This is a genomic window from Paenibacillus durus, assembly GCF_000756615.1.
Taxonomy (GTDB): domain Bacteria; phylum Bacillota; class Bacilli; order Paenibacillales; family Paenibacillaceae; genus Paenibacillus_AQ; species Paenibacillus_AQ durus.
The window spans coordinates 53,817-78,911 of record NZ_CP009288.1 but is presented as its reverse complement, the minus strand read 5'-3'; the positions used below and the strand labels follow the sequence as shown (position 1 = coordinate 78,911).

At 53.6% G+C, this 25,095-nt stretch carries 23 protein-coding genes; all 23 read right to left on the bottom strand.

All coding sequences use genetic code 11. From position 1 onward, the window contains the following. Positions 1 to 53: 53 nt before the first annotated feature. Positions 54 to 1,574 (bottom strand): lysine--tRNA ligase, encoded by a 1,521-nt coding sequence (gene lysS, locus PDUR_RS00375; RefSeq protein ID WP_042204599.1) that lies wholly within the window; start codon positions 1,572 to 1,574, stop codon positions 54 to 56. Positions 1,575 to 1,996: 422 nt separating this feature from the next. Further along, a complete protein-coding gene (gene greA / locus PDUR_RS00370) occupies positions 1,997 to 2,476 on the bottom strand; it encodes a transcription elongation factor GreA (protein ID WP_025689755.1) in 480 nt (159 codons plus the stop codon). Between the two features lie 202 nt (positions 2,477 to 2,678). Continuing rightward, positions 2,679 to 3,701 (bottom strand): tRNA dihydrouridine synthase DusB, encoded by a 1,023-nt coding sequence (gene dusB, locus PDUR_RS00365; protein ID WP_042204598.1) that lies wholly within the window; start codon positions 3,699 to 3,701, stop codon positions 2,679 to 2,681. A gap of 29 nt (positions 3,702 to 3,730) precedes the next feature. Then, positions 3,731 to 3,928 (bottom strand): helix-turn-helix domain-containing protein, encoded by a 198-nt coding sequence (locus PDUR_RS27650; RefSeq protein ID WP_330217232.1) that lies wholly within the window; start codon positions 3,926 to 3,928, stop codon positions 3,731 to 3,733. Then, complete coding sequence (gene folK / locus PDUR_RS00355) at positions 3,895 to 4,443, bottom strand: 2-amino-4-hydroxy-6-hydroxymethyldihydropteridine diphosphokinase (protein WP_042204595.1); 549 nt, start codon at positions 4,441 to 4,443, stop codon at positions 3,895 to 3,897. Before folK ends, PDUR_RS27650 begins: the two co-directional genes overlap by 34 nt. Positions 4,444 to 4,453: 10 nt before the next feature. Then, positions 4,454 to 4,816 carry a dihydroneopterin aldolase gene (folB, locus tag PDUR_RS00350; protein ID WP_042204594.1) on the bottom strand — a complete coding sequence of 121 codons (363 nt, stop codon included), beginning with the start codon at positions 4,814 to 4,816 and terminating at the stop codon, positions 4,454 to 4,456. Between the two features lie 18 nt (positions 4,817 to 4,834). Then, complete coding sequence (folP, locus tag PDUR_RS00345) at positions 4,835 to 5,680, bottom strand: dihydropteroate synthase (protein ID WP_042204593.1); 846 nt, start codon at positions 5,678 to 5,680, stop codon at positions 4,835 to 4,837. Beyond that, positions 5,677 to 6,558 (bottom strand): aminotransferase class IV, encoded by an 882-nt coding sequence (locus tag PDUR_RS00340; protein WP_042204592.1) that lies wholly within the window; start codon positions 6,556 to 6,558, stop codon positions 5,677 to 5,679. The genes folP and PDUR_RS00340 overlap by 4 nt, the downstream gene beginning before the upstream one ends. Continuing rightward, entirely contained in the window at positions 6,555 to 7,136 is a 582-nt protein-coding gene (gene pabA / locus PDUR_RS00335; RefSeq protein WP_042204591.1) for an aminodeoxychorismate/anthranilate synthase component II, read from the bottom strand. Before pabA ends, PDUR_RS00340 begins: the two co-directional genes overlap by 4 nt. 2 nt (positions 7,137 to 7,138) lie before the next feature. After that, positions 7,139 to 8,767: an anthranilate synthase component I family protein gene (locus tag PDUR_RS00330; RefSeq protein ID WP_042204590.1), complete on the bottom strand. Its 1,629-nt coding sequence runs from the start codon at positions 8,765 to 8,767 to the stop codon at positions 7,139 to 7,141. 200 nt (positions 8,768 to 8,967) lie between these two features. Then, positions 8,968 to 9,906, bottom strand: a complete 939-nt coding sequence (gene cysK / locus PDUR_RS00325) for a cysteine synthase A (RefSeq protein WP_042204589.1) — start codon at positions 9,904 to 9,906, stop codon at positions 8,968 to 8,970. A gap of 236 nt (positions 9,907 to 10,142) precedes the next feature. Beyond that, positions 10,143 to 11,078, bottom strand: a complete 936-nt coding sequence (locus PDUR_RS00320) for a peptidylprolyl isomerase (RefSeq protein ID WP_042204588.1) — start codon at positions 11,076 to 11,078, stop codon at positions 10,143 to 10,145. Between the two features lie 12 nt (positions 11,079 to 11,090). Next, positions 11,091 to 11,972 carry an Hsp33 family molecular chaperone HslO gene (gene hslO, locus PDUR_RS00315; protein WP_042204587.1) on the bottom strand — a complete coding sequence of 294 codons (882 nt, stop codon included), beginning with the start codon at positions 11,970 to 11,972 and terminating at the stop codon, positions 11,091 to 11,093. A 38-nt stretch (positions 11,973 to 12,010) separates the two neighbouring features. Then, complete coding sequence (locus PDUR_RS00310) at positions 12,011 to 12,778, bottom strand: type III pantothenate kinase (protein WP_042204586.1); 768 nt, start codon at positions 12,776 to 12,778, stop codon at positions 12,011 to 12,013. After that, positions 12,775 to 13,650, bottom strand: coding sequence for a carboxylating nicotinate-nucleotide diphosphorylase (gene nadC / locus PDUR_RS00305; RefSeq protein WP_042204585.1), 876 nt, complete (start codon positions 13,648 to 13,650; stop codon positions 12,775 to 12,777). Before nadC ends, PDUR_RS00310 begins: the two co-directional genes overlap by 4 nt. Beyond that, positions 13,640 to 15,256 (bottom strand): L-aspartate oxidase, encoded by a 1,617-nt coding sequence (nadB, locus tag PDUR_RS00300; protein WP_042204584.1) that lies wholly within the window; start codon positions 15,254 to 15,256, stop codon positions 13,640 to 13,642. The genes nadC and nadB overlap by 11 nt, the downstream gene beginning before the upstream one ends. 39 nt (positions 15,257 to 15,295) lie before the next feature. Further along, on the bottom strand, positions 15,296 to 16,234 hold the full coding sequence (gene nadA / locus PDUR_RS00295; protein ID WP_042204583.1) for a quinolinate synthase NadA: 939 nt from the start codon (positions 16,232 to 16,234) through the stop codon (positions 15,296 to 15,298). Between the two features lie 278 nt (positions 16,235 to 16,512). Further along, positions 16,513 to 18,564 carry an ATP-dependent zinc metalloprotease FtsH gene (ftsH, locus tag PDUR_RS00290; RefSeq protein ID WP_042204582.1) on the bottom strand — a complete coding sequence of 684 codons (2,052 nt, stop codon included), beginning with the start codon at positions 18,562 to 18,564 and terminating at the stop codon, positions 16,513 to 16,515. 110 nt (positions 18,565 to 18,674) lie between these two features. Then, positions 18,675 to 19,214, bottom strand: a complete 540-nt coding sequence (gene hpt / locus PDUR_RS00285; protein WP_025700119.1) for a hypoxanthine phosphoribosyltransferase — start codon at positions 19,212 to 19,214, stop codon at positions 18,675 to 18,677. A 58-nt stretch (positions 19,215 to 19,272) separates the two neighbouring features. After that, the gene (gene tilS / locus PDUR_RS00280; RefSeq protein ID WP_042204581.1) at positions 19,273 to 20,697 is read right to left on the bottom strand and encodes a tRNA lysidine(34) synthetase TilS; all 1,425 of its coding nucleotides are present in this window, start codon (positions 20,695 to 20,697) and stop codon (positions 19,273 to 19,275) included. 91 nt (positions 20,698 to 20,788) lie between these two features. Beyond that, positions 20,789 to 21,730: a serine/threonine protein kinase gene (locus tag PDUR_RS00275; protein ID WP_042204580.1), complete on the bottom strand. Its 942-nt coding sequence runs from the start codon at positions 21,728 to 21,730 to the stop codon at positions 20,789 to 20,791. Then, positions 21,714 to 22,454, bottom strand: coding sequence for a vWA domain-containing protein (locus tag PDUR_RS00270; protein WP_042204579.1), 741 nt, complete (start codon positions 22,452 to 22,454; stop codon positions 21,714 to 21,716). Before PDUR_RS00270 ends, PDUR_RS00275 begins: the two co-directional genes overlap by 17 nt. 105 nt (positions 22,455 to 22,559) lie before the next feature. After that, positions 22,560 to 25,067: a stage II sporulation protein E gene (gene spoIIE, locus PDUR_RS00265; RefSeq protein WP_042208925.1), complete on the bottom strand. Its 2,508-nt coding sequence runs from the start codon at positions 25,065 to 25,067 to the stop codon at positions 22,560 to 22,562. Positions 25,068 to 25,095 lie beyond the last annotated feature (28 nt).

Below are 25,095 nucleotides of genomic sequence, written 5' to 3'. Positions count from 1 at the left end.
TTCACTTCCCTCCCGGGTTATAAAGCTTCTAAAAGATGAGAAAATGCGCTGCCTTATTCTCCCGCGCGGTTGCGCATATGCGGGAACAGCAGTACATCACGGATAGATGCCGAGTCGGTCAGCAGCATAACCAGACGGTCGACGCCAATTCCAAGGCCGCCGGTTGGAGGCATGCCATATTCAAGCGCACGGATGAAGTCCTCATCCATTTCATGCGCTTCATCATTACCCTGCTCCTTCTCTTGAAGCTGAGCTTCAAACCGCTGGCGCTGGTCAATCGGGTCGTTCAGCTCGCTGAACGCATTGGCATGCTCGCGAGCCACGATAAACAGCTCGAACCGGTCGGTAAACCGGGGATCATGATCGTTCTTCTTGGCAAGCGGCGAAATTTCGACAGGGTGGCCCGTTACAAATGTAGGCTGAATCAGCGTCTCTTCGACAAATTGTTCAAAGAAAGCATTAAGAATATGACCGAAAGTCATATGCTTCTCTACCGGCACACGGTGTTCCTTAGCCAGACGATGGGCTTCTTCGTCAGTCATATGCACGCCGAAATCGACACCGGTTACTTCCTTGACCGCATCGACCATCGATACGCGGCGCCACTCCGGAGTCAAGTCGACTTCATGGCCTTGATAGTTGATTTTTTGCGTACCGAGCACTTCCTGGGCAATATGGGCAATCAAACTCTCGGTCAAACGCATGATATCCGTGTAATCGGCATAAGCCTCATAAAGTTCGATCATGGTGAACTCAGGGTTGTGGCGGGTAGAAATCCCCTCGTTGCGATAGACGCGGCCGATTTCATATACTTTTTCCAGACCGCCGACGATGAGCCGCTTCAAATGCAGTTCGATAGCGATCCGCATGTACAGTTCCATCTCCAGCGTGTTGTGGAAAGTAATGAACGGCCGGGCCGCGGCACCGCCTGCAATGGCGTGAAGAGTCGGCGTCTCAACTTCCAGATAACCGAGCGAATCAAGATAACGGCGCATCGACTGGATAATCCGCGAACGGGTGATAAACGTCTGCTGAACCTCAGGGTTGATGATCAGATCAACATAACGCTGACGGTAGCGCAGTTCGACATCCTTAAGACCATTATATTTATCAGGAAGCGGGAGCAGCGATTTGGACAGCACCTCAAGCTCGCTTACCTTAATGGTAGTCTCTCCGGTCTTCGTCTTGAAGACGGTGCCGGTCACGCCGATAATATCCCCGAGATCAAGCACGCTGAAAGCCGCATATTGGACTTCCGGCACGCTGTCCTGACGGACGTAAATTTGAATTTTTCCGCTAAGATCCTGAATGTGGGCGAAGCTGGCTTTACCCATCGTCCGTTTGGCCATGATCCGACCTGCGATGTTTACTCGCACAGCCTGCTCGTCCAGCTCTTCCTTGGTCATTCCATCATATTTGGCCAAAATATTTCCGGCGTTATGCGTACGCTGGTACTTTTTGCCGAATGGATCGATCCCGAGCCCGCGAAGCTCGTCCAATTTGGCACGTCGGATCTGCAACAGCTCGCTAAGCTCGCTTTCCGTAGCCTCTTGATTGCTGATTTCTTCACTCATTGCGTGTCATCCCTTCAAAACAGATTTGAACCTCTTTAGACGTAAGAAGAAACGGCTGTCACCCTACCGCTCTGACAGTACCGTTCCTTTGAACATATAACGATAGTTACACTGCGGGTCATGCCCGTATAATTGGCCGAAGCGTTCGTTTCCCTAAAGAAATCTAAGGCCACAGCTAAGCGCACAGTTATACTTTCTTATATCCCAAGAAGAAACGCCTGACGGCGTCCTTGAAGGACGCAATTACGTTTCTCGTAGAAATATAAGACCATTTATAAGCGTGTAACTTATAAATTCTTATATTTTGAAAAAAGCTTCCCTAAGGAAGCTTTTTCAAACGGTTCCCCGCCTGCAAGATCCGGCATGGTTAATCCTGGCCGGCTGCGCAGTGTGATGCGACCTTAACTGCTTAAGGTCCAATCTTATTTCATTTTAATATCAATGATTTTATATTGAATAACGCCTGCGGGCACGGTAACGTCTACGACAGTACCTTTTTTCTTTCCGATAATGGCTTTGCCCACCGGGCTTTCGTTGGAAATCTTATTATTGAGCGGGTCCGATTCGGCCGTGCCGACGATCGTGTACTCCATAATATCCCCGAACTCCATATCTTCAACAGTAACGGTTACCCCGACACTGACGCTCTCGGTGTCAATTTCATCGCTGTTAATGATGCGGGCGTTACGGAGCATTTTCTCCAAGGTAATGATGCGGCCCTCGATAAAAGCCTGTTCATTCTTAGCATCCTCGTACTCCGAGTTCTCGCTTATATCTCCATATCCGATAGCCACTTTGATCCGCTCGGCCACTTCGCGGCGTTTGACGGATTTGAGGTTCTCCAGTTCCTCTTCCAGACGCTTCAAACCATCCGGAGTGAGAATGACTTCTTTGTCGCTCATCTTAACCGATTCTCCTGTCGTATACATTTATTGAAAACACCATAACTATATGCGAATCCAAAGGGATAAGAACCCTTCGCTGCATTGCTTCAAAATTTGGAACGGCGAATTTATACTGTGAAATTATATGGGAACCGTTACAAAATGTCAATGACAGCCTTCGTATCGCCAGGTGGATTCAAATCAAGCGCGACAGCAGGCGTTATACCGCGGAAACAGACGCTTCAGCGCCCACCGTATCACCTGTTTCTTCTACTGTAACCCGGTCGACAAAATCATTTAAAATCCGTACCATTTCGTCACGTTTCGTTTCTTCCATAATGACATCTTTTACGCGGGCCGCGCCTTTCAGACCTTTCAAATACCAGGCCAGATGCTTGCGCATTTCGCGGACGGCAACCGCTTCACCTTTCAAATCGACCAGACGGTCCATATGCAAAATGGCAACCGCGATTTTCTCCTTCGGTGAAGGATCGGGCAGCAGCTCTCCAGTGCTGAGGTACTGGACGGTGCGGTACAGCATCCACGGATTGCCGAGCGCGCCGCGCCCAATCATTACTCCGTCGCATCCGGTCTGATCGAGCATAGCCCGGGCATCCTGCGGGGTCTGTACATCGCCGTTGCCGATAACCGGAATCGAGACCGCTTCCTTAGCTTGGCGGATGTAACTCCAGTCGGCATGGCCGGTGTATAGCTGCTCGCGAGTACGCCCGTGCACACTGATGGCCTGGCCTCCGGCCCGTTCCACCGCGCGCGCGTTATCGACGACGTAAATATGCTCGCTGTCCCAGCCGATCCGCATTTTGACGGTAACCGGCTTGTCGACGGCGTCGACAACTGCGGCGACCATTTCGTAGATTTTGTCAGGCTCAAGCAGCCAGCGCGCTCCAGCGTCGCATTTTGTAACTTTCGGCACCGGACAGCCCATGTTGATATCAATGATATCGGCGTTCGTTTCTTTATCGACTACCTTCGCGGCTTCCACCAAAGACTCGCGGTCTCCCCCAAAAATTTGCAGGCTGAGCGGTTTCTCCCGATCGTCGACAAACAGCATTTCGCGCGTTCGCTTGTTGCCGTGCACAATCGCCTTGTCGCTAACCATTTCGGCGCAGACGAGGCCGGTTCCGAACTCCTTGGCGATAAGCCGGAAAGCCGGGTTGCATACACCGGCCATAGGAGCAAGCACTATCTGATTTTTCATTTCGATGTTGCCGATTTTAAGCATACGATTCACTTCCTTTTATATTGAGGATGTTATATTGAGGATGAGTCGGTCAATTCCTTGACCCCGACTTCCAAAACTATCGCAATTTTATCTAAAATTTGATCTTCCAAACATCGGTTTCCCCGCTCCACCGCCCCAAGCACAGCGAGTGAAATGCCCGTGCGGTCCGCCAGTTCCTGCTGTGTGTAGCCTTTTAGCTTTCGGTACGCCCGGATCCGTCTTCCCATACGCTTGTTGTCCACAACTTGATTCCTTCCCTTCCGTCTAACTTGCCCAGCGCTTTCGTCATTAACTCCAGCAGGCCGGACGTTTCGTCCTTCGGCACTATATCACGGAGCGGAAAAAGCACGAATGCGCGTTCCTGCATACGGGGATGCGGCAGAATCAAATGCGGAGTGTGCAGCACCTTGCCATCCATCCACAGCAAATCCAAATCTACCGTCCGGGGGCCATTACGTATAGTCCTCACCCGCCCCAGCCGGTCCTCAATCTCCAGCATCACACTCAGCAGCGCTTCTGGCATCAGCGATGTGCGTACAGCCGCCGTCATATTTAAAAAATTGGGCTGGTCCGCATAACCGACAGGCTCGGTCTCGTATACGCCGGAACAGCGCAAGACTTCAATATCGGCATGAGCATTGAGCAGGGTAAGGGCATCATAAAGACTTTTTTCGCGATCCCCCAAATTAGCCCCTAAAGCAATATAAGCCTCTGACTGCTCAGAGGTGGAATGATTACTCATAGATCGGTTCTCACTTTCTCGCTCTATGCAGTTCTACGGTCACTCCCTGGAAATGAACGTCGAACGGCGGATGCGGTTTGGTCACCTTGACCGTTACCGCGTTGATAATAGTATAAGTGTGAAGTATCGCAGATGCAATACGTTCACCCAAAGCTTCAATCAGCTTATAGGACTCCTGTTCGACAATATTTTTAACCAGAGCATGGGCTTCGGCGTAGTTTACCGTCTGCTGCAGATCGTCGCTTCGCCCTGCCCCGCTTAAGTCAAGCTCGAACTCGAGATCAATGTAATAACGCTGGCCCAGCCTGCGCTCCTCTTCAAAAACGCCATGATAGCCGTAGTATTCCATGCGGTGAAGCTTCATTTTGTCCATGGGCGATGCCACCTTTCATTATTTAACATCGGAGTAGAGCATAGCGTCGCACATCGTAACCGTCCGCTTGATCAGCCGCACATCGTGAACGCGCACGATCTGACAGCCCTGGGCGATGCCAAACGCTACGGTTGCCGCCGTCCCTTCGACAATATCGTCCACCGGCAGGTCAAGCGCCGTGCGGATAAACCGTTTGCGCGATGTGGCTAGCAGCACCGGATAGCCGAGCTCTGTCAAAGCGTCCAGCGACATCATTGCCCGTAAATTCTCATGATAGTCCTTGGCAAAGCCAATGCCAGGATCGAGGATGATATGCTCCGCCCGGACTCCCGCCAGTAAAGCTAAATCGATGCTCTCACGCAGATCTGCGATCATATCGGCCTGCAAATCGGTGTAATTCCGCTCTTCCCGGTTATGCATCAAAATGATTGGGCAATTGGCTTCAGCGGCGACCGTTGCCATTAAGGAATCGGCCTTGCACCCCCAAATGTCGTTGATGATATGCGCTCCGGCGGCAATCGCCTGCTTCGCCACCTCCGCCTTATAGGTGTCGATCGATAGCGGAATTTGCGGCGCGGCGCGGTGAATCGCCTCAATAACGGGAAGAATGCGTGACAGCTCCTCGTCAGCGCTCACCGGTTCGTGACCGGGACGTGTCGATTCGCCTCCGATATCGATCATGTCGGCGCCTTCCTCCACCATCTGCAAGGCATGGCGGACCGCCGCTTCGGGCTTGTCCCATAATCCGCCGTCGGAGAACGAATCGGGTGTCACATTCAGGATGCCCATAATCAATGTCCGCGTACCTAAGGTAAGCTCCATAGGACCGCTGGTATATTTTCGCGTATACAGTATAGGCTTCATTGCTCGACTCCCGCTCTCTGTCTGTATTTCTTTAGGAGTAAGGAAGTGACGGGACCCGCCAATCCGCTTCCAACTACCGTCCCTTCATTCTCTTCCCATAGAATCGTCACTGGCACAATTTCCTGAATGGAGTTGGTCAAAAAAACTTCGTCCGCTTCCTTCAGCGTTTCCCAAGGGTACAGTCCGGTTTGGGCTTCAAGACCTTCGCTTCGCGCAAGCTCCATGACCATTTCCCGGGTAATTCCCGGTAGGATACCGGCCGACTCATCCGGTGTGAATAAACGCCCCTCTTTTATGAAAAACACATTGCTGACAATGCCTTCCGCAACCTCTCCGCGCTCGGTTAACATCAATCCTTCAGCGCCGCGGGCCGCGGACGTGTAGAGCGACAGTTCTCTTTTGGCCAAAATATTGTTCATATAATGCAGTGACTTGAATCGTACCGGGCCTTCCGGCGTATTCCGGGGCAGCTTAAGCAGTTGCAGCTCTTTACCATTTATATCTAATTTGACAGGCCGCTGCGGCAGCGCTTTGGTGAACAGCACTTGATTGGGACAGGTATAGTCTCCCGCCGGAAGGCCGAGAACATCCTCGCCGGCGGTTACGGTGTGACGGATGTAGGCTTCTTGCAGCCCGTTACGCTTCATCAGCTCCGCGATCCATTCCGTTAGGCCGGCAGGGTCGGGCTTAAAAGGAATGCCGAGCTGACGGCAGCCCTCCGCCATCCTCTTCAGATGCCGTTCCAGCAAAAACGGCCTGCCCACGTACGTCCGGAACGTCTCGAATAAGCCGATGCCATACAAAAAGCCGTGATCCCTGACGGAAACCACGGCATCTCCGGCGTCTACGACGCCGCTATTAATTCCTATATAATTCATACCGTCTTCCCGGCTTTTCGCTTGAGGAAATTACGGAGCATCGTATGGCCGTGATCGGTGATAATCGACTCCGGATGGAACTGAACTCCCTCGATTGGATATTCCTTGTGACGGAGCCCCATAATTTCACCTTCCGCCGTTTCAGCGGTGATTTCCAGACAACCCGGCAGGCTCTCGCGCTCCACTAGCAGGGAATGATACCGGGTGGCCGTAAACGGTGATTCCAGCCCTTCAAAGACAGACCCGCCTTTATGGTGGATCGGCGAGGTTTTGCCATGCATCAGCCGCTCCGCGCGGATGACATTGCCGCCAAATGCCTGTCCGATCGCCTGATGGCCAAGGCAAACGCCGAAGATCGGGATCACTCCCTTAAAATGGTTGATCAGTTCGAGACTAATGCCCGCCTCATTCGGTGTGCACGGTCCCGGAGAGATCAGGATATGATCCGGTGCCAGCTGTTCAATCTCTGCGATGCTGATTTCATCGTTGCGATAAACCTTGACCTCTTCACCGAGTTCCCCCAAATACTGCACGAGATTATACGTAAAAGAGTCATAGTTGTCGATAACCAAAATCATGTTTATTTTGCTCCCTCCGCGCCGCCGCCAGGCTGCGATTCCCGAATCGCTTCACTGCAAAGAACCGCTTTTACGATGGCCTTGGCTTTATTATGGCATTCCCGGTATTCGCGGTAAGGATCGGAGTCGATCACAATGCCCGCGCCCGTCTGAATATAGCCGGTTCCGTCCTTGACAACCAACGTTCGTATAATAATATTTAATTCCATATTGCCGCCGTAGTCAATCCAGCCCATTGAACCGGTGTACGGACCGCGCCGGACAGGTTCCAATTCCTCAATGATCTCCATCGTCCTTACCTTAGGTGCACCGGTAATAGTCCCCCCTGGAAATAGGGCCGCGATCACATCGTAAGCATCCTTACCCTCCGCAATCCGCCCGTTGACCTGGGAAACGAGGTGCATGACATGCGAGTAGCGTTCCACGGTCATAAGCTCCGGTACCTTGACCGTACCATAAACGGAGACGCGGCCGATGTCGTTGCGCTCCAGATCGACGAGCATAATATGCTCGGCCGTCTCTTTGGCGCTCCCGCGCAGTTCCGCCTCCATGGCGGCGTCCTCCGCGGGAGTCAGGCCCCGGCGCCGGGTTCCGGCGATCGGCCGCGCGCTCACTTTGTCCCCGTGCAGCTTAACCAGCAGCTCCGGCGAAGCGCTGGACAGCGCAAAGCCGGGCGAGCGCAGCAGGCCCATGTACGGGGACGGGTTGAGCCTGCGCAGCCACTCGTATACCTCCTCCGGGGAGGAGGTAAGCGCCGCTTCCTGCCGCAGCGACAGGTTCACCTGGAATACATCGCCTTGGCGAATGTATTCCTGGATATCCAGCACCGCCTGCTGGAACTTCTCTCTGGTGAAGGCCGAGGTCATCCCCGGCCATTCACCGGATTCGGCTGCTGCGGGGATATCGGGAACACTGGGAGTGTACGATTCAGCTTCCTCAGCAGCTTCCGCTACTTCGCAAATCTGCCGCCACTTTTCCAGCATCTCCTCTGCTTTTTCCAACGTCTCTTCATAGAGCACTTTAAGTTCTGCGGCGGAAACGGCGGCTGAGACGTTGGCTGGGATCGAAGGATGCAGTGCGCAGTACAACTGGTGCTGCTCGTGGTCGTAGATCCACATCTCATCCAGCCGCATCCAGAGATAATCAGGGAATCCCGGATGATCCTCCGAGGAAGAAGGCAGCCGTTCAAGCGAGCGGACTACATCATACGACAGGAAGCCGACGCAGCCCCCCGTAAACGGCGGAAGCCCGGAATCCTCAGGCCGTGGCGCCTTAAAGGGCGCCATCCATTCACGCAGCACCTCAAGCGGCGCGTCTTCCAGCGTCACGGCCCCATCTCCGGCCGCACTGTCAGCATTTGACGCGCTTCCGGCGGCAATCCGCAGTACCTCGGCATGTCTCTCCTTGCCTGTCAACACGGATGAAGGGCGAAGTCCAACGTACGTATAACGCCCGCCCTTTCCGCTTTCCAGCACCACAGAATAAGGCGTTGCCATTTCCCACGCCTTTTTCCAAGAGCTCGGCAATCCGCCCGGGCCGAGCTGCGACCGTATGATCAGAGGCAGGATATTCCAGCCTTCACCGGCCCACTTCTCCCATTCCTTCCAACCCGTAACGATCTCCAAGTTCATCCTCCTAAACGCCTCAATAGCTATTTGCCTGTCAGTATACTTTATTTTCAGCAATTTTGAAAAGTCTATCCGACAAGAAGCGCTTATTTTTGCCTGGAAAGGATGTCTGTCAAATTCAAAGAGCCTTGGGCAACCGCGTAAAGGCGGAAGTCAAAGGCTCTTTTCCGTACAATTAAAATATTATTACTATAGAATAAGGTTTAGGCTTCGTAGTTGTACAGAGGTGTGCTGAGGTAACGTTCGCCGTTACTCGGAACGATTGCAACCACACGTTTGCCGGCGCCCAGTTCCTTGGCCACTTTGATCGCTGCAAAAATCGCGGCTCCCGAAGAAATACCGGACAGGATGCCCTCTTCTTTCGCTACGCGGCGCGCTGTATCAAACGCTTCGTCATTTTCAACATGAATAATTTCATCGTAAACATTTTGATTCAGAATATCAGGGATAAAGTTGGCTCCGATACCTTGAATTTTGTGAGGTCCCGGTTTACCTCCCGCAAGAATTGGCGAAGCCGCAGGCTCTACCGCGTAAATCTTGATGTCCGGATATTTCTCTTTCAGCACTTCGCCGGCGCCTGTAATCGTTCCGCCTGTGCCAATACCCGCGATGAAAGCGTCCAGCGATCCGCCGATCGAATCGATCGCTTCGACGATTTCCGGTCCCGTTGTTTCACGGTGAATCTTCACATTGGCCGGATTCTTGAACTGCTCGGCAACAAAGTAGCTCGGGTTCTCAGCCAGAATAGCTTCGGCCTTCTTGACCGCGCCGTTCATGCCTTCCGATCCCGGTGTCAGAACCAATTCCGCACCATAAGCGCGAAGCAGGTTACGGCGCTCCAAGCTCATCGTCTCAGGCATAACGATAATGGCTTTGTATCCTTTAGCCGCCGCTACCATTGCCAGACCGATACCCGTATTGCCGCTGGTTGCCTCCAGGATCGTATCTCCCGGTTTCAGGCGGCCTTGCTTCTCAGCTTCTTCCACAATGCTGATCGCAATCCGGTCCTTAACGCTGGAGCCCGGGTTCTGATATTCAAGCTTCACATAGATTTCCGCAGCACCTTCCGGCACGATCCGGTTCAGGCGTACAAGCGGGGTACCTCCAATTAGTTCGGTTACATTGTTGACCACTTTAGACATGAGCAAAAACCCCCTTAGAATAATGAACGATGAAAGATTGCGTAACTTTGTGACATAAGTCTTCAGCATTTGCCCCTTGGGTCATCAGCGGCCGCCTTCAATTTAACATGGTCATACCGGATCTGTCCCCGAAAGTTCAGGAAACGCCGCACGCTAAGCCGCGCGCTGCATAGGCCTAATGCAAGCTGCCGTGCTATTCCGACTAAATCAGTAGGTTTTACGTTAATCCCATCTTATCAATCTTGAAGTCCCTTGTCAATATCTATTGCGGCATCATATTTGGCGCGCAGATCATTCTCGACCTTCTGCAGCGGAGGAGCCTGTTCGAGGGCAAGCTCCATGCGGACCTGCTCTCTTATTTCCCGTTCGCTCGGCATCTTCGGGACGGTTACTTTGTCTGTCCGAATCACGGCATAACCGCCATCTACCTGAAACGGACCGGCAACAGCGCCAGGGTCCAGCTCCGCCGCTGCCTCCAGCAGATCCTGCGGCCAATAAGGATTATCCTCCTCCACTGTACCAACCCGGCCCCCTCGTACCCTGCTATCCTCATCAATCGAAAGCTGCTCTGCCAAATCTGTAAAATCCTCACCGTCTTCCAGACGGTCCAGCACCTTTTCCGCTTCCCTTTCGGAGATTACCTTAATGATTGACAGCTCGATCTCCTTAACCGGGCGAAGGAGGCTCGGATCCTGCTGTAAATACGCATCGATCTCCTTTTCTCCGATTACAATTCCTGTCGTTGCCACCGCTTGGAGCATAAGCCTGTACCTGGTTTCTTCCCGGACTTCCTCCTTGGTCATGCCAAGCTCTGTTTCCATTTGCAAGTAATACTGTTCCTCCGAGCCGTAACCGGAAGCCGCCGTTTGCAATTCCCGGTCGATCTCCTGCTCCGGGACGGAGATTCCAAGCTTCTTGGCTTCGGTCTCTACCGCGATCCGGTTAAGCATGGCTAGCAGCACTTCGTCGCCATATCTCTTTTGGAGCTCATCTCTCCACTGCCGCAGTGAGACGGATTGGCCGGCCACCTTCGCTATTCTTTTTCCGTCTTCGTCGTTCCCAGCGGTCTCTTTTCCCCTGCGCCATTCCCATATGAGAAGGACGGAAAGAAGCAGAACGAATCCGGCCAGAACGAGAACGGATTTGCGCAAAGCGCGTTCCTGTCTTGTCATTCCTACACGATCCTATTTCGCTTGATTGAGAATTTCCTGCAGCTCCGCCTTGTTAAAAGAATAGGCTTCGTTGCAGAAATGGCATACCACTTCTGCCTGACCGTCTTCCTCGATTATCTGCTCCAATTCATACGCGCCGAGGCTGACCAGAGTCTGCTCCACTTTCTCGCGGGAGCAATGACACTTAAATCTAATTTCCGTTTCGTCCAGCACTTCCGTATCGGGTAAAATGCGGCGCAGCATTTCCTCCGGCTCCATACCCTGATCCAGCAGCGCCGTAACCGAAGGAGTCGAGCTTAAGTTTTGTTCGATTTCCGTAATCTCTTCATCGGTCAGGCCCGGCAGCAGTTGAATAATAAATCCGCCAGCCACCTTGACGCTGTTATCTGCCTCAACCAGCACACCTAATCCCACTGCGGAGTTCGTCTGCTCGGAAACGGCAAAGTAATATGTAAAATCGTCGCCGAGCTCGCCGGAAACAATCGGCACACTGCCGCGGTAAGGCTCCTTCAGACCGAGATCCTTGATGACATGGATAAAGCCATCGGTTCCGACTGCCCCTGCCACGTCCAGCTTGCCTAAACTGTTACTCGGCAGATGGACATGAGGATTCTGGACATAGCCGCGGACCTCTCCCTCGGCATTTGCCTCTGCGACAATCTGCCCGATCGGACCGCCGCCTTTGATCTGGATATTGATCATTTCCTTGCCTTTGAGCATGGCGCCCATCATGGCGGCTGCGGTAACCGTACGTCCGAGCGCGGCCGTAGCCGTCGGATACGTATCATGCCTGCGCTGAAGCTCGGCAGTAAGCTCCGTCGTGCGAACCGCAAAAGTCCGTACCCTCCCGTTAAGTGCCGTTCCCCGTACCAACTTGTCTTTTTTATTTTGCATGGGTGATCAGCCCTCCTGTCATAAATTGAATCCCGATGTTATTGATTGCGGTCATAAATAATGCGCAGCCCCTCCAGCGTAAGCAGCGAATCGATTTCATCAATGCAGTCCGTCTCGCCCGCAATCAGGGGCGCCAATCCTCCCGTCGCGATGACCTTCAGTCTGGGAGCGTTCATCTCGGCCTTAATGCGCCTTACAATACCTTCCACTTGTCCCGCGTAGCCAAAAATAATCCCGGCCTGCATCGCATGCACGGTATTTCGGCCGATTACTTTCTTGGGCTTCTCCAGTTCGATTCTCGGCAGCTTGGACGCTCGCTCATATAAGGCCTCGGTGGAAATGCCGATGCCCGGCACAATGGCGCCTCCAAGATAATTGGCGTTTCCGTCGATACAGTCAAATGTTGTGGCGGTTCCAAAGTCGACGACGACAAGCGGACATTGATAACGCTCAATGGCGGCCACGGCGTTCACAATACGGTCCGCGCCGACCTCCCGGGGATTCTCGTAACGTAAGTTTAGCCCGGTCTTGATTCCGGGCCCGACTACCAGCGGCTCTTTGCCGATATATTTGACACACATTTCCACGATTACATGCACGAGCGGAGGTACGACGGAAGAAATGATGACTCCTTCCACATTTTTAACGGATAGACCCGACATATTAAATAAATTGTGAATCAAAATCCCGTACTCATCCGCAGTCGATTGCCGCGCCGTGCTCAGCCGGAAATGGTGCAGGAGTTCCCGCTGCCGGTAAACCCCAAGCACAATATTCGTATTGCCGATATCCACGGCCAGCATCATGACAAAGCGCCCTCCTTCTTCTCATTCAGATCCAGACTGATATCCAAACTGGAAAAGGAGTAAGTGAGCCGTCCGACGGAGATCACATCGACGCCCGTTTCTGCGATGCCGCGCACCGTTTCCAGCGAAACGTTTCCCGAAGCCTCCGTCTTCACATGCGGCGCCTTCGTCTTAATTTTGCGCACAGCCTCTGTCATTAATTCAAGAGACATGTTATCCAGCATAATAATGTCCGCCCCTGCGGCCAGCGCCTCCTCAACCTGTTCCAAGCTTTCCGTTTCCACTTCAATCGTCATAGTATGCGGAATGTTGGCCCGGGCTCTGCTGACGGCCTTCTGAATGCCCCCTGCGCCTTTTATATGGTTATCCTTGATCATAACGGCATCGTATAAGCCGAACCGGTGATTGGCGCCCCCGCCAATTCGAACCGCGTACTTCTCCAGCATCCGGTGTCCCGGCGTAGTCTTGCGTGTATCTACCAGCTTCGCCGGCAGTCCGTCCAGCGCCTGCACGAACGAGGCTGTCCGCGTCGCCACTCCCGAAAGCCGCTGCATCAGATTCAGAGCAAGCCGCTCGCCTGTTAAAATCGCGTGGGTGCTGCCCTCTACTTCTGCAATCACGGTTCCCTTGGCCACACGCTCGCCTTCCTTCACGAATAGGGTAAAGGACAGGCTGGGATCGACGACCTCGAATACCAGCTCCGCGACGGGAATGCCGCAGACCACGCCTTCTTCTTTTGCATGAATAATTCCTTTGGACTGATGTCCGGGCGCAATCGTCGTCAACGTGGTCACATCACCGGAGCCGACATCTTCCTTCAGCCAGTTCTTGATGGATTGCACCAGCTGTTCGTTATATCCGTTAAACATCATCGCTTGTCTCCTCCACTATGCCCAGTTCGCGAATCTGGAGCAAATGCTTGCGCCAATGCTCATCATCCCGCTGCGGAAAATCTTCGCGGTAATGGGCTCCTCTGCTCTCCTCGCGCGTCAACGCCGATTCCGTCACAAGCAGGCTGCAGGTCAGCATATTGGCAAATTCATATTCTTCGCGCTTGGTTAGCGCCCCCCCAAAAATCGGCAGCTGCCGCTTCAGCTCTTCGAGTCCTTTGGACAGCATCTCCTCATTCCGCCGCAGTCCGACATAGCGGACCATGATCTTCTGCAGCTTCAGGCGGCGTTCCACAATGGCTTGCGTCGAATGCTCATGGCGGCCCATATCACAGCCAGCGGATAGATCTCTCTTGTCCAATTTCGGCAGGCTGCGGATCCGCTCAACAATGCGGTGTCCGAATACGACTGCTTCCGAGAGCGAATTGCTGGCAAGGCGGTTAGCGCCGTGCACGCCTGTAGAGGATACTTCCCCACAAGCAAAGAGTCTTCGAATGCTGCTCTCCCCGTTCAGATCGGTCTTGATGCCGCCCATCATATAGTGAGCAGCCGGAGCCACCGGAATCCAGTCGCTTGTGATGTCCAGGCCGTAGCCGATGCAGGTCTGATATATCGTCGGGAACCGGCGCTTCACCATTTCCGCCGATTCATGAGTAATGTCTAGGTATACAAAAGTCGATTTCGTCTCTTCCATTTCGCTGACAATCGCCCGGGCAACGATATCGCGCGGCGCAAGCTCCAGCAGCTCATGATACCGCTCCATAAAACGTTCGCCCCGTATATTACGCAGCACAGCTCCTTCACCCCGAACCGCCTCTGAAATCAGAAACCGGGGGGCTCCGGGATAACTGAGCGCCGTCGGGTGGAACTGAATAAATTCCATATCGCGGATATGCGCTCCCGCACGGTAAGCAATCGCCACTCCGTCGCCTGTCGCGACCTCGGGATTGGTCGTATAGCGGTACAGCTGACCCGCTCCGCCTGAACAGAGGACCGTCGCTGACCCCTTCAGAAAGAGTCGCTCACCGTTCGGTTTTTGTACAAGCGCTCCGACGCACTCACCATCTTCCGTAACCAGGTCGATCACATAGTGATCATCCCACACCTCAATATTGTGGTGTTCGAGTACCTGCTGCACCAGCGCGCGCACAATTTCATAGCCGGTAGCGTCTCCGTTGGCATGCAGAATCCGCCGGTGGCTATGCGCTCCTTCCTGCGTCAGCGCCAATACACCGTTCTCCTTATCAAAAAGCGTTCCAAGCCGGATTAGTTCACGAACACCATACGGCCCTTCATTGACGAGTGCATCTACAGCAGCCGAGGAACACAGTCCGGCCCCGGCCATCAGAGTATCCTGCCGATGGTACAGCGGAGAATCGTCTTCCGCGATTACGGCGGCGATGCCTCCCTGAGCATAACGCGTGTTGCTCTCCATCAGCGATTTCTTCGTAATCATTATGACCCGCCGATCCTCGCTTACCTTGATGGCTGTGAACAGTCCGGCGATACCAGAGCCGATGACAATGCAATCCGTTTCTACGGTGGGAAGCTCCCGCAGGTCGAAATCAACCAAATACTGTGGAATCATGACCACTTTTCACCTGTTTCAATGAAAGAGTAGCGCATGCTACTTGACTTGTAGCATGCGCTCTAGAGATTGTCTGGCTTTGTCTGCGACAGTTGGCGGCACATAAATTTGCGGCTTCATCGTCTCCAGGCATTTTACCAATTTTTTGAGATTGTTGACTTTCATATTGGGACAAACCAGGAATTTGGAAGCGAAATGGAAGTCCTTCTCCGGACTGTCCTTTCGCAGTTGGTAGCCTGTCCCGTCCTCGGTTCCCACGATAAATTCCTGGACGTCCGATTTTTTGCAGTAATCGATAATGGCGGTAGTGCTGCCGACAAAATCACCCATAGCCACGACCTCCGGACGGCATTCGGGATGAACCACAAACTGGGCATTCGGGTATTTGGCCTTCATTTCGACGACATCTTTGACGGTAAGCATATCATGCGTGTTGCAGTAACCTTCCCAAATAATCAGCTTTTTGCCGGTCTTCTCCTGCACATAGTGCCCCAGATTCTTATCCGGAACCCAAATGATCTCCTCCGCATCCAGCGACTCGATGACCCGGACGGCATTGGCGGAGGTACAGCATATATCCGTCTCCGCTTTAATTTCGGCGGAGGAATTGATATAGGTAACCACCTTGGCATTCGGATGCTTAGCCTTCAGCTTGCGAAGGCCCTCTACGTTAACCATGTCGGCCATGGGGCAGCCGGCACGCTCGTCAGGGATAAGAACCGTCTTGTCCGGGGCCAAGATCTTGGCGCTTTCACCCATAAAATGAACGCCGCAGAATACGATCACTTCCGCTTCCGTTGCGGCGGCCTTTTGAGCCAGCAAAAAAGAGTCGCCGCGAAAATCGGCAACTTCCTGAATTTCATCGCGCTGATAATAGTGAGCCAAAATGATGGCATTCCGTTCCTTCTTAAGCTGTTCGAGACGTTCACGCAGTTGACGGTTTTGTTCTTGCTTGCGCTCCAGCGCCAGAGCTTCCACGGTATACGTTCCCCCTTATATTTAACGGCATATTCACCGGCATATCAAATCTGAAATGAGGCAGATTGTAAGAAGATATTCAGCATCATGTAAACGGTATATAGTTCGTAATATTTATCACTAATGTACACAACGTTCCTTGCCGTGTCAATCTAATGGATACGCTCTTACAGAAGCGGCTATTTCCGGCAGCTTACCTCTCGACGATTAAAAAAAATCCGGAGAACAAATTCGTTCTCCGGATTTTATTGATCCCTGCCCTGCGGCGGAATATCGGATTAGCTCAAGCTTGCTCCGCCGCCCTTGTTCTCGTCATTTCCACTCTCTCCATCTTGCTGTGGATTGTTCGGAATATCTTTGGGCGAATCTCCCAGCGTAGCCTGAGGCTCATCAGTCTTGCCCTGAATGCGGACTTTTACATCGCCGATCGAATCAATAACCGGCTCCGCACCTTCATTCGCAAGACTTTGGCCGTCAACCGGCTTGCCGTCTTCAGTCAGATAGCCCTGCTCGATCAGCTCTTTGATCTGCTCAAGCTCAAGCGTCTCTTTCTCCAGCAGCGTACCTGCGATGAGATGCATTTCCTTCGAGTGCTTCTTCAGCAGCTCTCTGCATCGCTCATAGCATTCGCTGATGAAACGCTGCATTTCCTGATCAATCTCATAAGCGATCGAATCACTGTAATTCTGCTCGTGCCCGATATCGCGGCCCAGGAATACCTGGCCTTGGGAAGTGCCGAACTGCATCGGACCGAGCTTCTCGCTCATACCGTATTCCATAATCATGCTGCGTACGATCCGCGTTGCTTGCTGGAAGTCGCTGTATGCGCCTGTGCCAATCTCGCCGATGAACATTTCCTCGGCTACCCGGCCGCCGAGCAGCCCGGTTACCTTATCAAGCAGCTCCTGCTTCGTAACGAGCATGCGGTCTTCCTTCGGAAGCATGATGACATATCCGCCTGCGCGTCCGCGCGGGATGATCGTCACCTTGTGAACCATATCGGCATGCTCCAGGAAATATCCGGCGATCGTATGCCCTGCTTCGTGATAAGCGACGATCCGCTTCTCGCGGTCGCTGATCACGCGGCTGCGCTTCTCGGTGCCGACGATGACGCGGTCGATTGCCTCATCCACTTCCCGCATGGAGATATCCTTGCGGTTGCGGCGGGCGGCGAGCAGCGCCGCTTCGTTCAGCAGGTTCTCAAGATCCGCGCCGGTAAACCCGGTTGTACGCTTGGCGATAACGTCAAGCTTCACGTCCTTGGTCAGCGGCTTATTGCGGGAGTGAACCTTCAGTACGGCCTCGCGTCCCTTCACGTCAGGGCGGTCAACCGTAATCTGACGGTCAAAGCGTCCCGGACGGAGCAGAGCGGGGTCAAGAATATCGGCGCGGTTGGTAGCCGCGACGATGATAATGCCTTCGTTGCCGCCGAAACCGTCCATCTCAACGAGCAATTGGTTAAGCGTCTGCTCGCGTTCATCATGCCCGCCGCCAAGTCCGGCGCCGCGCTGACGGCCGACAGCGTCGATTTCGTCGATAAAGATGATGCAAGGCGCATTCTTCTTCGCGTTCTCGAACAGGTCGCGTACCCGCGAAGCACCGACGCCGACGAACATTTCAACGAAGTCGGAACCGGAGATGCTGAAGAACGGAACCCCGGCTTCGCCTGCCACCGCGCGGGCAAGCAGCGTTTTACCTGTACCCGGAGGACCTACGAGCAAGACCCCTTTAGGGATGCGCGCGCCCACCGCAGCGAATTTCCGCGGGTCTTTCAGGAATTCCACGACTTCGACAAGCTCCTGCTTCTCTTCGTCGGCCCCTGCCACGTCTTCAAAAGTGACCCGCTTCTTCTCTTCATTGTAGAGACGGGCCTTGCTCTTACCGAAATTCATCACTTTCCCGCCCCCGCCCTGCGCCTGATTGAACAGGAAGAAGAACAGGATGAACATAATAACAAGCGGAATGATCGAAGACAGGAAGGTCAGCCAAATGCTGTCGCCCTCCATTTTCTTCTGGACGAATGGTATGTTGTTGGCCTGACTGGCTGCAGTCAATTCTTCGATAGCCGCGTCCGTAGGAGGAATATATGTGGAGAAGCTTTGCGATTTAGCCCATTCCGGCTTCTCTTTATAAGAGCCGGTTACATTAAAGGCGTTGCCTTCGAACTGAACCGTCAAATCCTTCACATTGTTACTCTTAAGCTCCTGCCGTAACTGGTCATATCTGGGGAAATCGGCGGCTTCATTTCCATTGCTGACGAATTGGACAATGCCCACCACGACTAGAAATAAAATCAAATAAAAACCAGAATTTCGGATGAACCGATTCATCCCCTACCTCCTCTCGCAACACTTAAGTTATTGTACCATAGCCTGTCGGAGCACCTCAAACGCGAGGCGGCTTCAGGTAAATAATCCGGAAGACCAAGGCTGTGAATGAATTATTTAGAGTAGACCTCCGGCTTCAATACCCCGATGTAAGGGAGATTCCGATACTTTTCGGCATAGTCAAGTCCGTATCCTACAATAAATTCGTCAGGAATGACAAAACCGGTATAATCTGCCTCAAGGCTTACAGTACGACCCGCCGGTTTATCGAACAGAGTCACGACGGAAACCGATGCGGCGTTGCGGTTGCGAAGCAGCTCAATCAGATAACTCAGCGTAAGACCGCTGTCGATAATATCCTCAACGATCAGCACGTGGCGGCCATCGACCGGAACGTCCAGATCCTTGATAATTTTCACTACGCCCGAAGATTTGGTTGTCGCGCCATAGCTGGATACGGCCATGAAGTCCATCTCGACCGGCACCGTTATGACTTTGACCAAATCGGCCATAAAAATAAACGCACCTTTCAGCACGCAAATGACCAGCGGGTTGCGCCCCTCATATGCATCGCTCAGCTTGGCGCCGAGCTCTTTGATCCTCTGTTGAATCTCCTCTTCGCTGATCAAAATCTCCTGGATATCGTTCTGCAACCTGCGAACCTCCTAAGTTATACTATGAAAAACTGCCTGCGGCCATTACGGCTATCCTCTACAAGTCTTCAATCGACAGCAGCAGAACCGAAGCCGTATGATCCCCGACGGCGGCATGAACCGAACGGCGAATGCCCGGAATCCAGACAATGTTTCCGAGTCCGTCGCATACAAGGGGAATGCGTGAACGCTCGGTAGAAGGTATTTTGTCATCAATGTAAATATCTTTTACCTTTTTGCTTCCGTTTAATCCCATGACTTTAATGGTATCTCCAGGCAATCGGGAACGAATCGTGAGCGGGAAGACCAGCTCTTTATAATCGAACCGGGCTGACATCCTGCTGCCTTCTCCCTTCAGAGCGGCTATATTCCCTCGCTCCGCCAGCGTCATTACGAGCGCCTTGTTAATCTCGCTAAGCTCAAGACGAGGCTGGGGCTTAGGCAGACGATAGGCGTAGCTTGCCTGATGATCCAAAGGAGCGGACAAGAAATAAATGGTATTATACTGCCGGATACAGGTTATGCCGCGCCCCAAATCGAGACTCCACGCAGTGGGCATATCTTGCAGTATTCCCCGCCGCACAGCTTCAATCTTCGGAAAATCGGTTTCCGGCGTATCCGCCGACAGATAATTTAATATTAGTTTAATCAAACGCCGTTGTAAAGCGGAGGGCACGACGGCAAAAGCCGCTCTGTCCAGGGTGCATTTACCTTGTTCCTGCAAGACGATATCAGCGAAGCACTTAGCGGCCGCATCTTCCATAAAATCATCCTCGGCGCCGGCAATTTCCGCCAGCTGCGTCAGCGAGCGGCTCAGTTTCGGACTGTAACGCGTCAGAAAAGGAAGCACTTTCAGTCTGACCGCGTTGCGCCGGTACTTGGTCTGCGCGTTGCTGGGATCTTCGGCATAAAGAAAGCCTCGCCGCCGGCATACATCAACAAGCGCCGCTTTGTTAATACGAAGGAACGGTCGGATAAGTTCCACGTTTTTTTCAGTTCTTCTCCAGCGCATTCCGGCAAGCCCCGACAGGCCGCTGCCCCGCAAGAGACGCATCAGAACCGTCTCGGCCTGGTCGTCGGCATGATGGGCGAGCGCGACGGAACGAGCGCCCCGGCGCTTCGCCGTATCAATTAGAAAGCGGTAACGCTTCTCCCTGGCTGCTTCCTGCGGGCCAAGCCCGCTTTCCTTCATAAAGGAAGGAATATCAAACTCGGCGAGTTCAAAGGGGATTCCGAGCTCTTTGGCCGTCCGGCGCACAAGCTCGGCTTCCTGCGCCGATTCGGCGCGGAAACCGTGGTTCACATGAGCGCAAATCAGTGTAAGCGGCATCCGGCTCTGGGATATTTCATGCAGAACATGCAAAAGAGCCACAGAATCCGGCCCTCCGGACACTGCGACTACGATGGCGTCTCCCGGCCCCCACAGCCTGTGTTCTGCCGCGGCATCCATCACCGAATCCACCAGTTCATTCCATATGGCCATATCCGGCTTCCTTTCCTGCCCGGCCGCGGTCTGTCCGCAGCTTGATGACGGCATGAATCGGCATGCCATCCGTATGTATAATCATAGAATATTAAAAATGATAAATCCAGTAGACGGTAAAAGCCAGCAGGCACAGCGACAGCGCAAAGGCGCCGGTCAGCCAGCCCGGAGTTGCGATTGGCTCCGGCTTGCGGAGACGTAATGTGTAAACATGGCTCTTCCACATGTCCCTGGCTTCAGCCGACGTGGAAAATCCGCCCTTCAGCGCGAGCCTCAGCCAAGAAGCGAGCTTCTTATCGGGAAGCTGGCCCGCAAGCTTGATCAGATCATCTCCGCTTCTTGTCTGCGGAAGCTGCCGCGACGCATTCTGAAGTCCGGTCTCGTCAAGAAGCCGCAAGCAGAGCACGGCGAAGGCGAACAGATCATAGCTTTCATCCCCGATCCGGCTGCCGGCATTCCAGTAGCCGCGGTCATGCCATTCCGTAAACTGTTTCACGCTGCGGCCGATAGGACCCGCTCCTCCGAAATCGATCAGCTCAGCGATGCCATACTCCGATACTATGACATTTTCCGGCTTCAGATCACCGAAGATAAACCCGCATTCATGGAGTCCGCATAGTCTGTCCAGCAGCTGCAGTCCGATCAGACCAAGCCAGGAGGAACCTTTACGGGACAGAAAATATTGGAGCGGCGTACCTTGAACATAGCGCATGACGTAAAAAGGAAACCCGCCTTCCGAAGCATCGTCCGCCTCCAGAAAGTAGGCAGACATCGGCGACGCCCCCCTGGTTCGATGATCCCGCCGCACGCGGCAGGATTGAAGCGAGGTCAGCACGTTGATCTCTGACTGAAGATCGAGCGCATCGTATCCGATTTTGAGCGCATACTTCTCCCTTCTCCCCTGCCGGTTGACCAGATATACCGTACCGTTCGCGCCTTTTCCAAGCAGCCGGTTCACGACATAACGGTTGCCCCGCCACTTGCCGACAATGACTTCCCCCGGAGAACGGGGCGGATTAGACGACGTACCCACCAGGCATCCCTTCTCCTTCATCTGAGTGAGCCGCCAGGCGGCCTTGATGTTCATTTAGTGTATCATACCCGAAATGTTCAAGCACCTTGAAAATCGCCGGGCCGGTCGGCGTCGCCCCCTTCATGCGGATTTTGCTGAACAGCGTACGAATGTTTGACACATTTGTGCTCCAGTCCATATCGAGCACGGCCGGCTCACTGGAAGAGCCCGGAAAATGGAACACGGAAATCTCGCTGATGCCCTCCCGCGCTTCAAGGCTGAGCGCCAGATCACGGATCGCATCCTCCACCGCCGCGAGCTTCGGCTTCATGCTTGCGCTGGCGTCGATCAGAAGCGCCAGGCGCAGCGGCGCCGTCTCGCTGAGTTCATCCACCACCGTTACGACCTGCGAGCGTTTGGCTGGAGGCAGATCCTCCAGGGAGCCTTCGCCCAGAATTTTTTTTACCTCCTTATTAACCGCCTGCTGAATCGTCTGAACCACCGTCTTGCGGGTCATCATCTGCATGGTCTGCGCCAGCTGCGGCGTGCCGACGATCCGGCTGAGTCCGCCGCCCGCTTTGGCGATATCATCGATCTCCCTGCTCCCCAGCTCGCCGATCGTCCCATAGTCGACGACCCCGATCACATTCACCGTTATCCCGTCCTGACGAGCATGCGCAGCCGCCATTACCGGGCTTTCTCCTACATTGGAGCATCCGTCCGTTATGAGTAAAATTTGCTTCATTTCTTTTTCCTCCCGCCTCGTAAATGAATTCTCTCTTCCCTAGTATGATCCGGATTGAGAGATTCCAAACGTGGCAGAAGCCGATGAAAAAAAGGAAAGTAGCGGTCAGCTCACCGTGCGCGGCCGTTCCATTCGCGAGAGTCCCGGTACATGCAGCGTGGACCATTCCGGCTGGAAGTGATCGACACGGCTGACCACAATGGTCATGTCGTCATGAATCTCATTGCCTTGGTAGCGAATGACCTTCTCCAAGAGATTGTCGGCAATCTCCTGCGGATCGCTGGTTTCCAGCTCCTGGATCATCCGTTTCATCCATATTTCCTTGTTGACGGCATAGCCGGGCGCATCGTAAATACCGTCGGTCATCATGATCAGAATATCGCCCGCTTGCAGCTGCATCGTTACGAATTCGACCTCGATATCCTGAATGATGCCGATTGGCAGATTGCTTGCCGTAATCGGTATAACCTCGCTTCCTCGTTTGATAAAGCTGGGCGCCGAGGCAATCTTCATAAAGGTGGTCTGCGCCGAATATTGGTCAATCAGCGCCATGTCCACGGTAGCATAGAATTCCTCAGGCGAGCGCAGCAGCAGAATCGAGTTCACGGACTTCACCGCCAGCTTCTCGTCCATGCCGGATTGCAGCAGCTTCTCCAGCATGCCAAGCGCGGCGCTGCTCTCCATCCGGGCCCGCTCCCCGTTGCCCATTCCGTCACTTATCGAGACGGCGAATGTTCCGTTGCCCAGCTCTGCCGTACTGAAGCTGTCTCCCGACATCATATTCCCGCCTTTGGCCGCGCCGGATATGCCCGTGCTGATTTCGAAAGCCTTCGCCGAGCCGAAGACAACTGTCGACAGTCCATCGCGGCTGTGCATCGCCGTCTCGCTCTTCACCGAAATATTTTCCTCCAATATGTCGGACAGCAGCGGGGCAATCATTTTGCGGGATTCGTCAAAGCCACGGTTGTAGGCGTGGACGACTTCGATTTCCACACGGCCCGGATCGAGGCTGACAATATCGATGCTGTGGATGGAGAGGCCGAGCTTTTCCAGTGCTTCGCGAATTTGCGCTTCCTGCCGGTAGAGCGCCTGCCCTTCGCGTTTGATTTCCCGTGCCAGATCCTCCATGACCTGCGATACGCCGGAAAGCTGCTCAGCCACAAATTTGCGGCTGTCGTATATTTGCCGTTTCCAGCGCATATCATGCTCGTAAAGATAATATTGGCTTCGCATTACTTCGAGTACTTCATCCGTATTGCCGCAGATCCGGGCCCATTCCGCAGGCAGCCTCGACGCCTGAATGTCCGGATTCTCCTCGACGGCGGTCATCATATCGGTCATATATTTGTACGTCTGGTAGAACTTCGAATCCCAGCAGTGGGAGCGGCGGATGCAGTTCGCGCAGGTCTCCTCTGTGACCGCATTCATGAAATGCTCCATTTCCCGGTTCGATTTGCCCGCTTCGCCGGCGGACGGAATCTGTCCGAAGCTGGTGGAGAGCTGCCGGAATACCTGGGAGAACTGGGTCACCCGGTCCGCAGTAATGTCGCGCACCCTCCGCGCATACTCATGCTGGGAACGGCTGTGATCCGTCGTGCCGGGCACATATTTGGCGATCGCCTTAATGATGCCTCGAGGGGTTGCGAGGAACAGCACCACCGCCGCGCAAGTCTCCCAAGTAGAGGTCATCATATCGCCCGGACCGCTGAAATAGACGGACAGAATGCTGGAGCCGAGCAGCATACCTAGAGAAACCGCGCCTTTACGCCCGCCCTGCAGCATACCCGCCAGCATGCCGGAGAACGCCAGCAGACTCATCTGATAGATCGCCCCGATATCGGCCAAACTGAGAATCAGGCCCGTCACGACTCCGACCGCAGCTCCCAGGGGAGCCCCGCCTGCCATGGCGAACAGCAGAATCAGGTAGCGCGACAGAATATGTTCCAGCGATAACCCGCCCGCTTTCCAGCCAACCAGACCGGTCATAATGGAAGCCAGCATAATGATAAGACATAAGATCTCCTCATTTCGCAGTACGCGGCTTTTTTGTTTATAGGTGAGCACAGGCAGAGCCTGCAGGAAGACGAGCGTCAGCACAAAGGAGAGCAGTGCGTTCAGCGTTGTCATCATTAGCGGATACCAGGAAAGCGTTGGACCGATAATCGTCTGAAAGAGCCCGACCATAAAAGAGGATACGAACACCATGACCGGCGCATAGGCCAGATCGACTCGCTGGAAGGCCTCCATCCCTTTATAGAGAAGAATAAAGACGATGAGTTCGGCCATAATCATCAGTACACCGGGGAACGGAGTATACAGGCTGCCCGCAAGAATCGCCGCTCCGACCGGAAGGGTGCAATCTTTGCGCATAAAAACAATAATGGCGAAAAAAGCGGCGGCAAACGGGGACAGCTCGTCCAATATCATCGCTCTTCCCAGCAGAAAGCCCATGATACTCAGCAGCAGCATCCATTTTCTCGTGTCCAGCATACGAAGAATACGCTGACGCTTTCCCCAGGCCTTGAACCTCTCTCCCCATGGTGCCTTCTCTTCCTCAGCGCCATCTTCCACTCTTGTCCACTCTGGAAAATTCACCACATTGCTTTTACCCATAATGATTAGCACCACCCGTATAAATTTA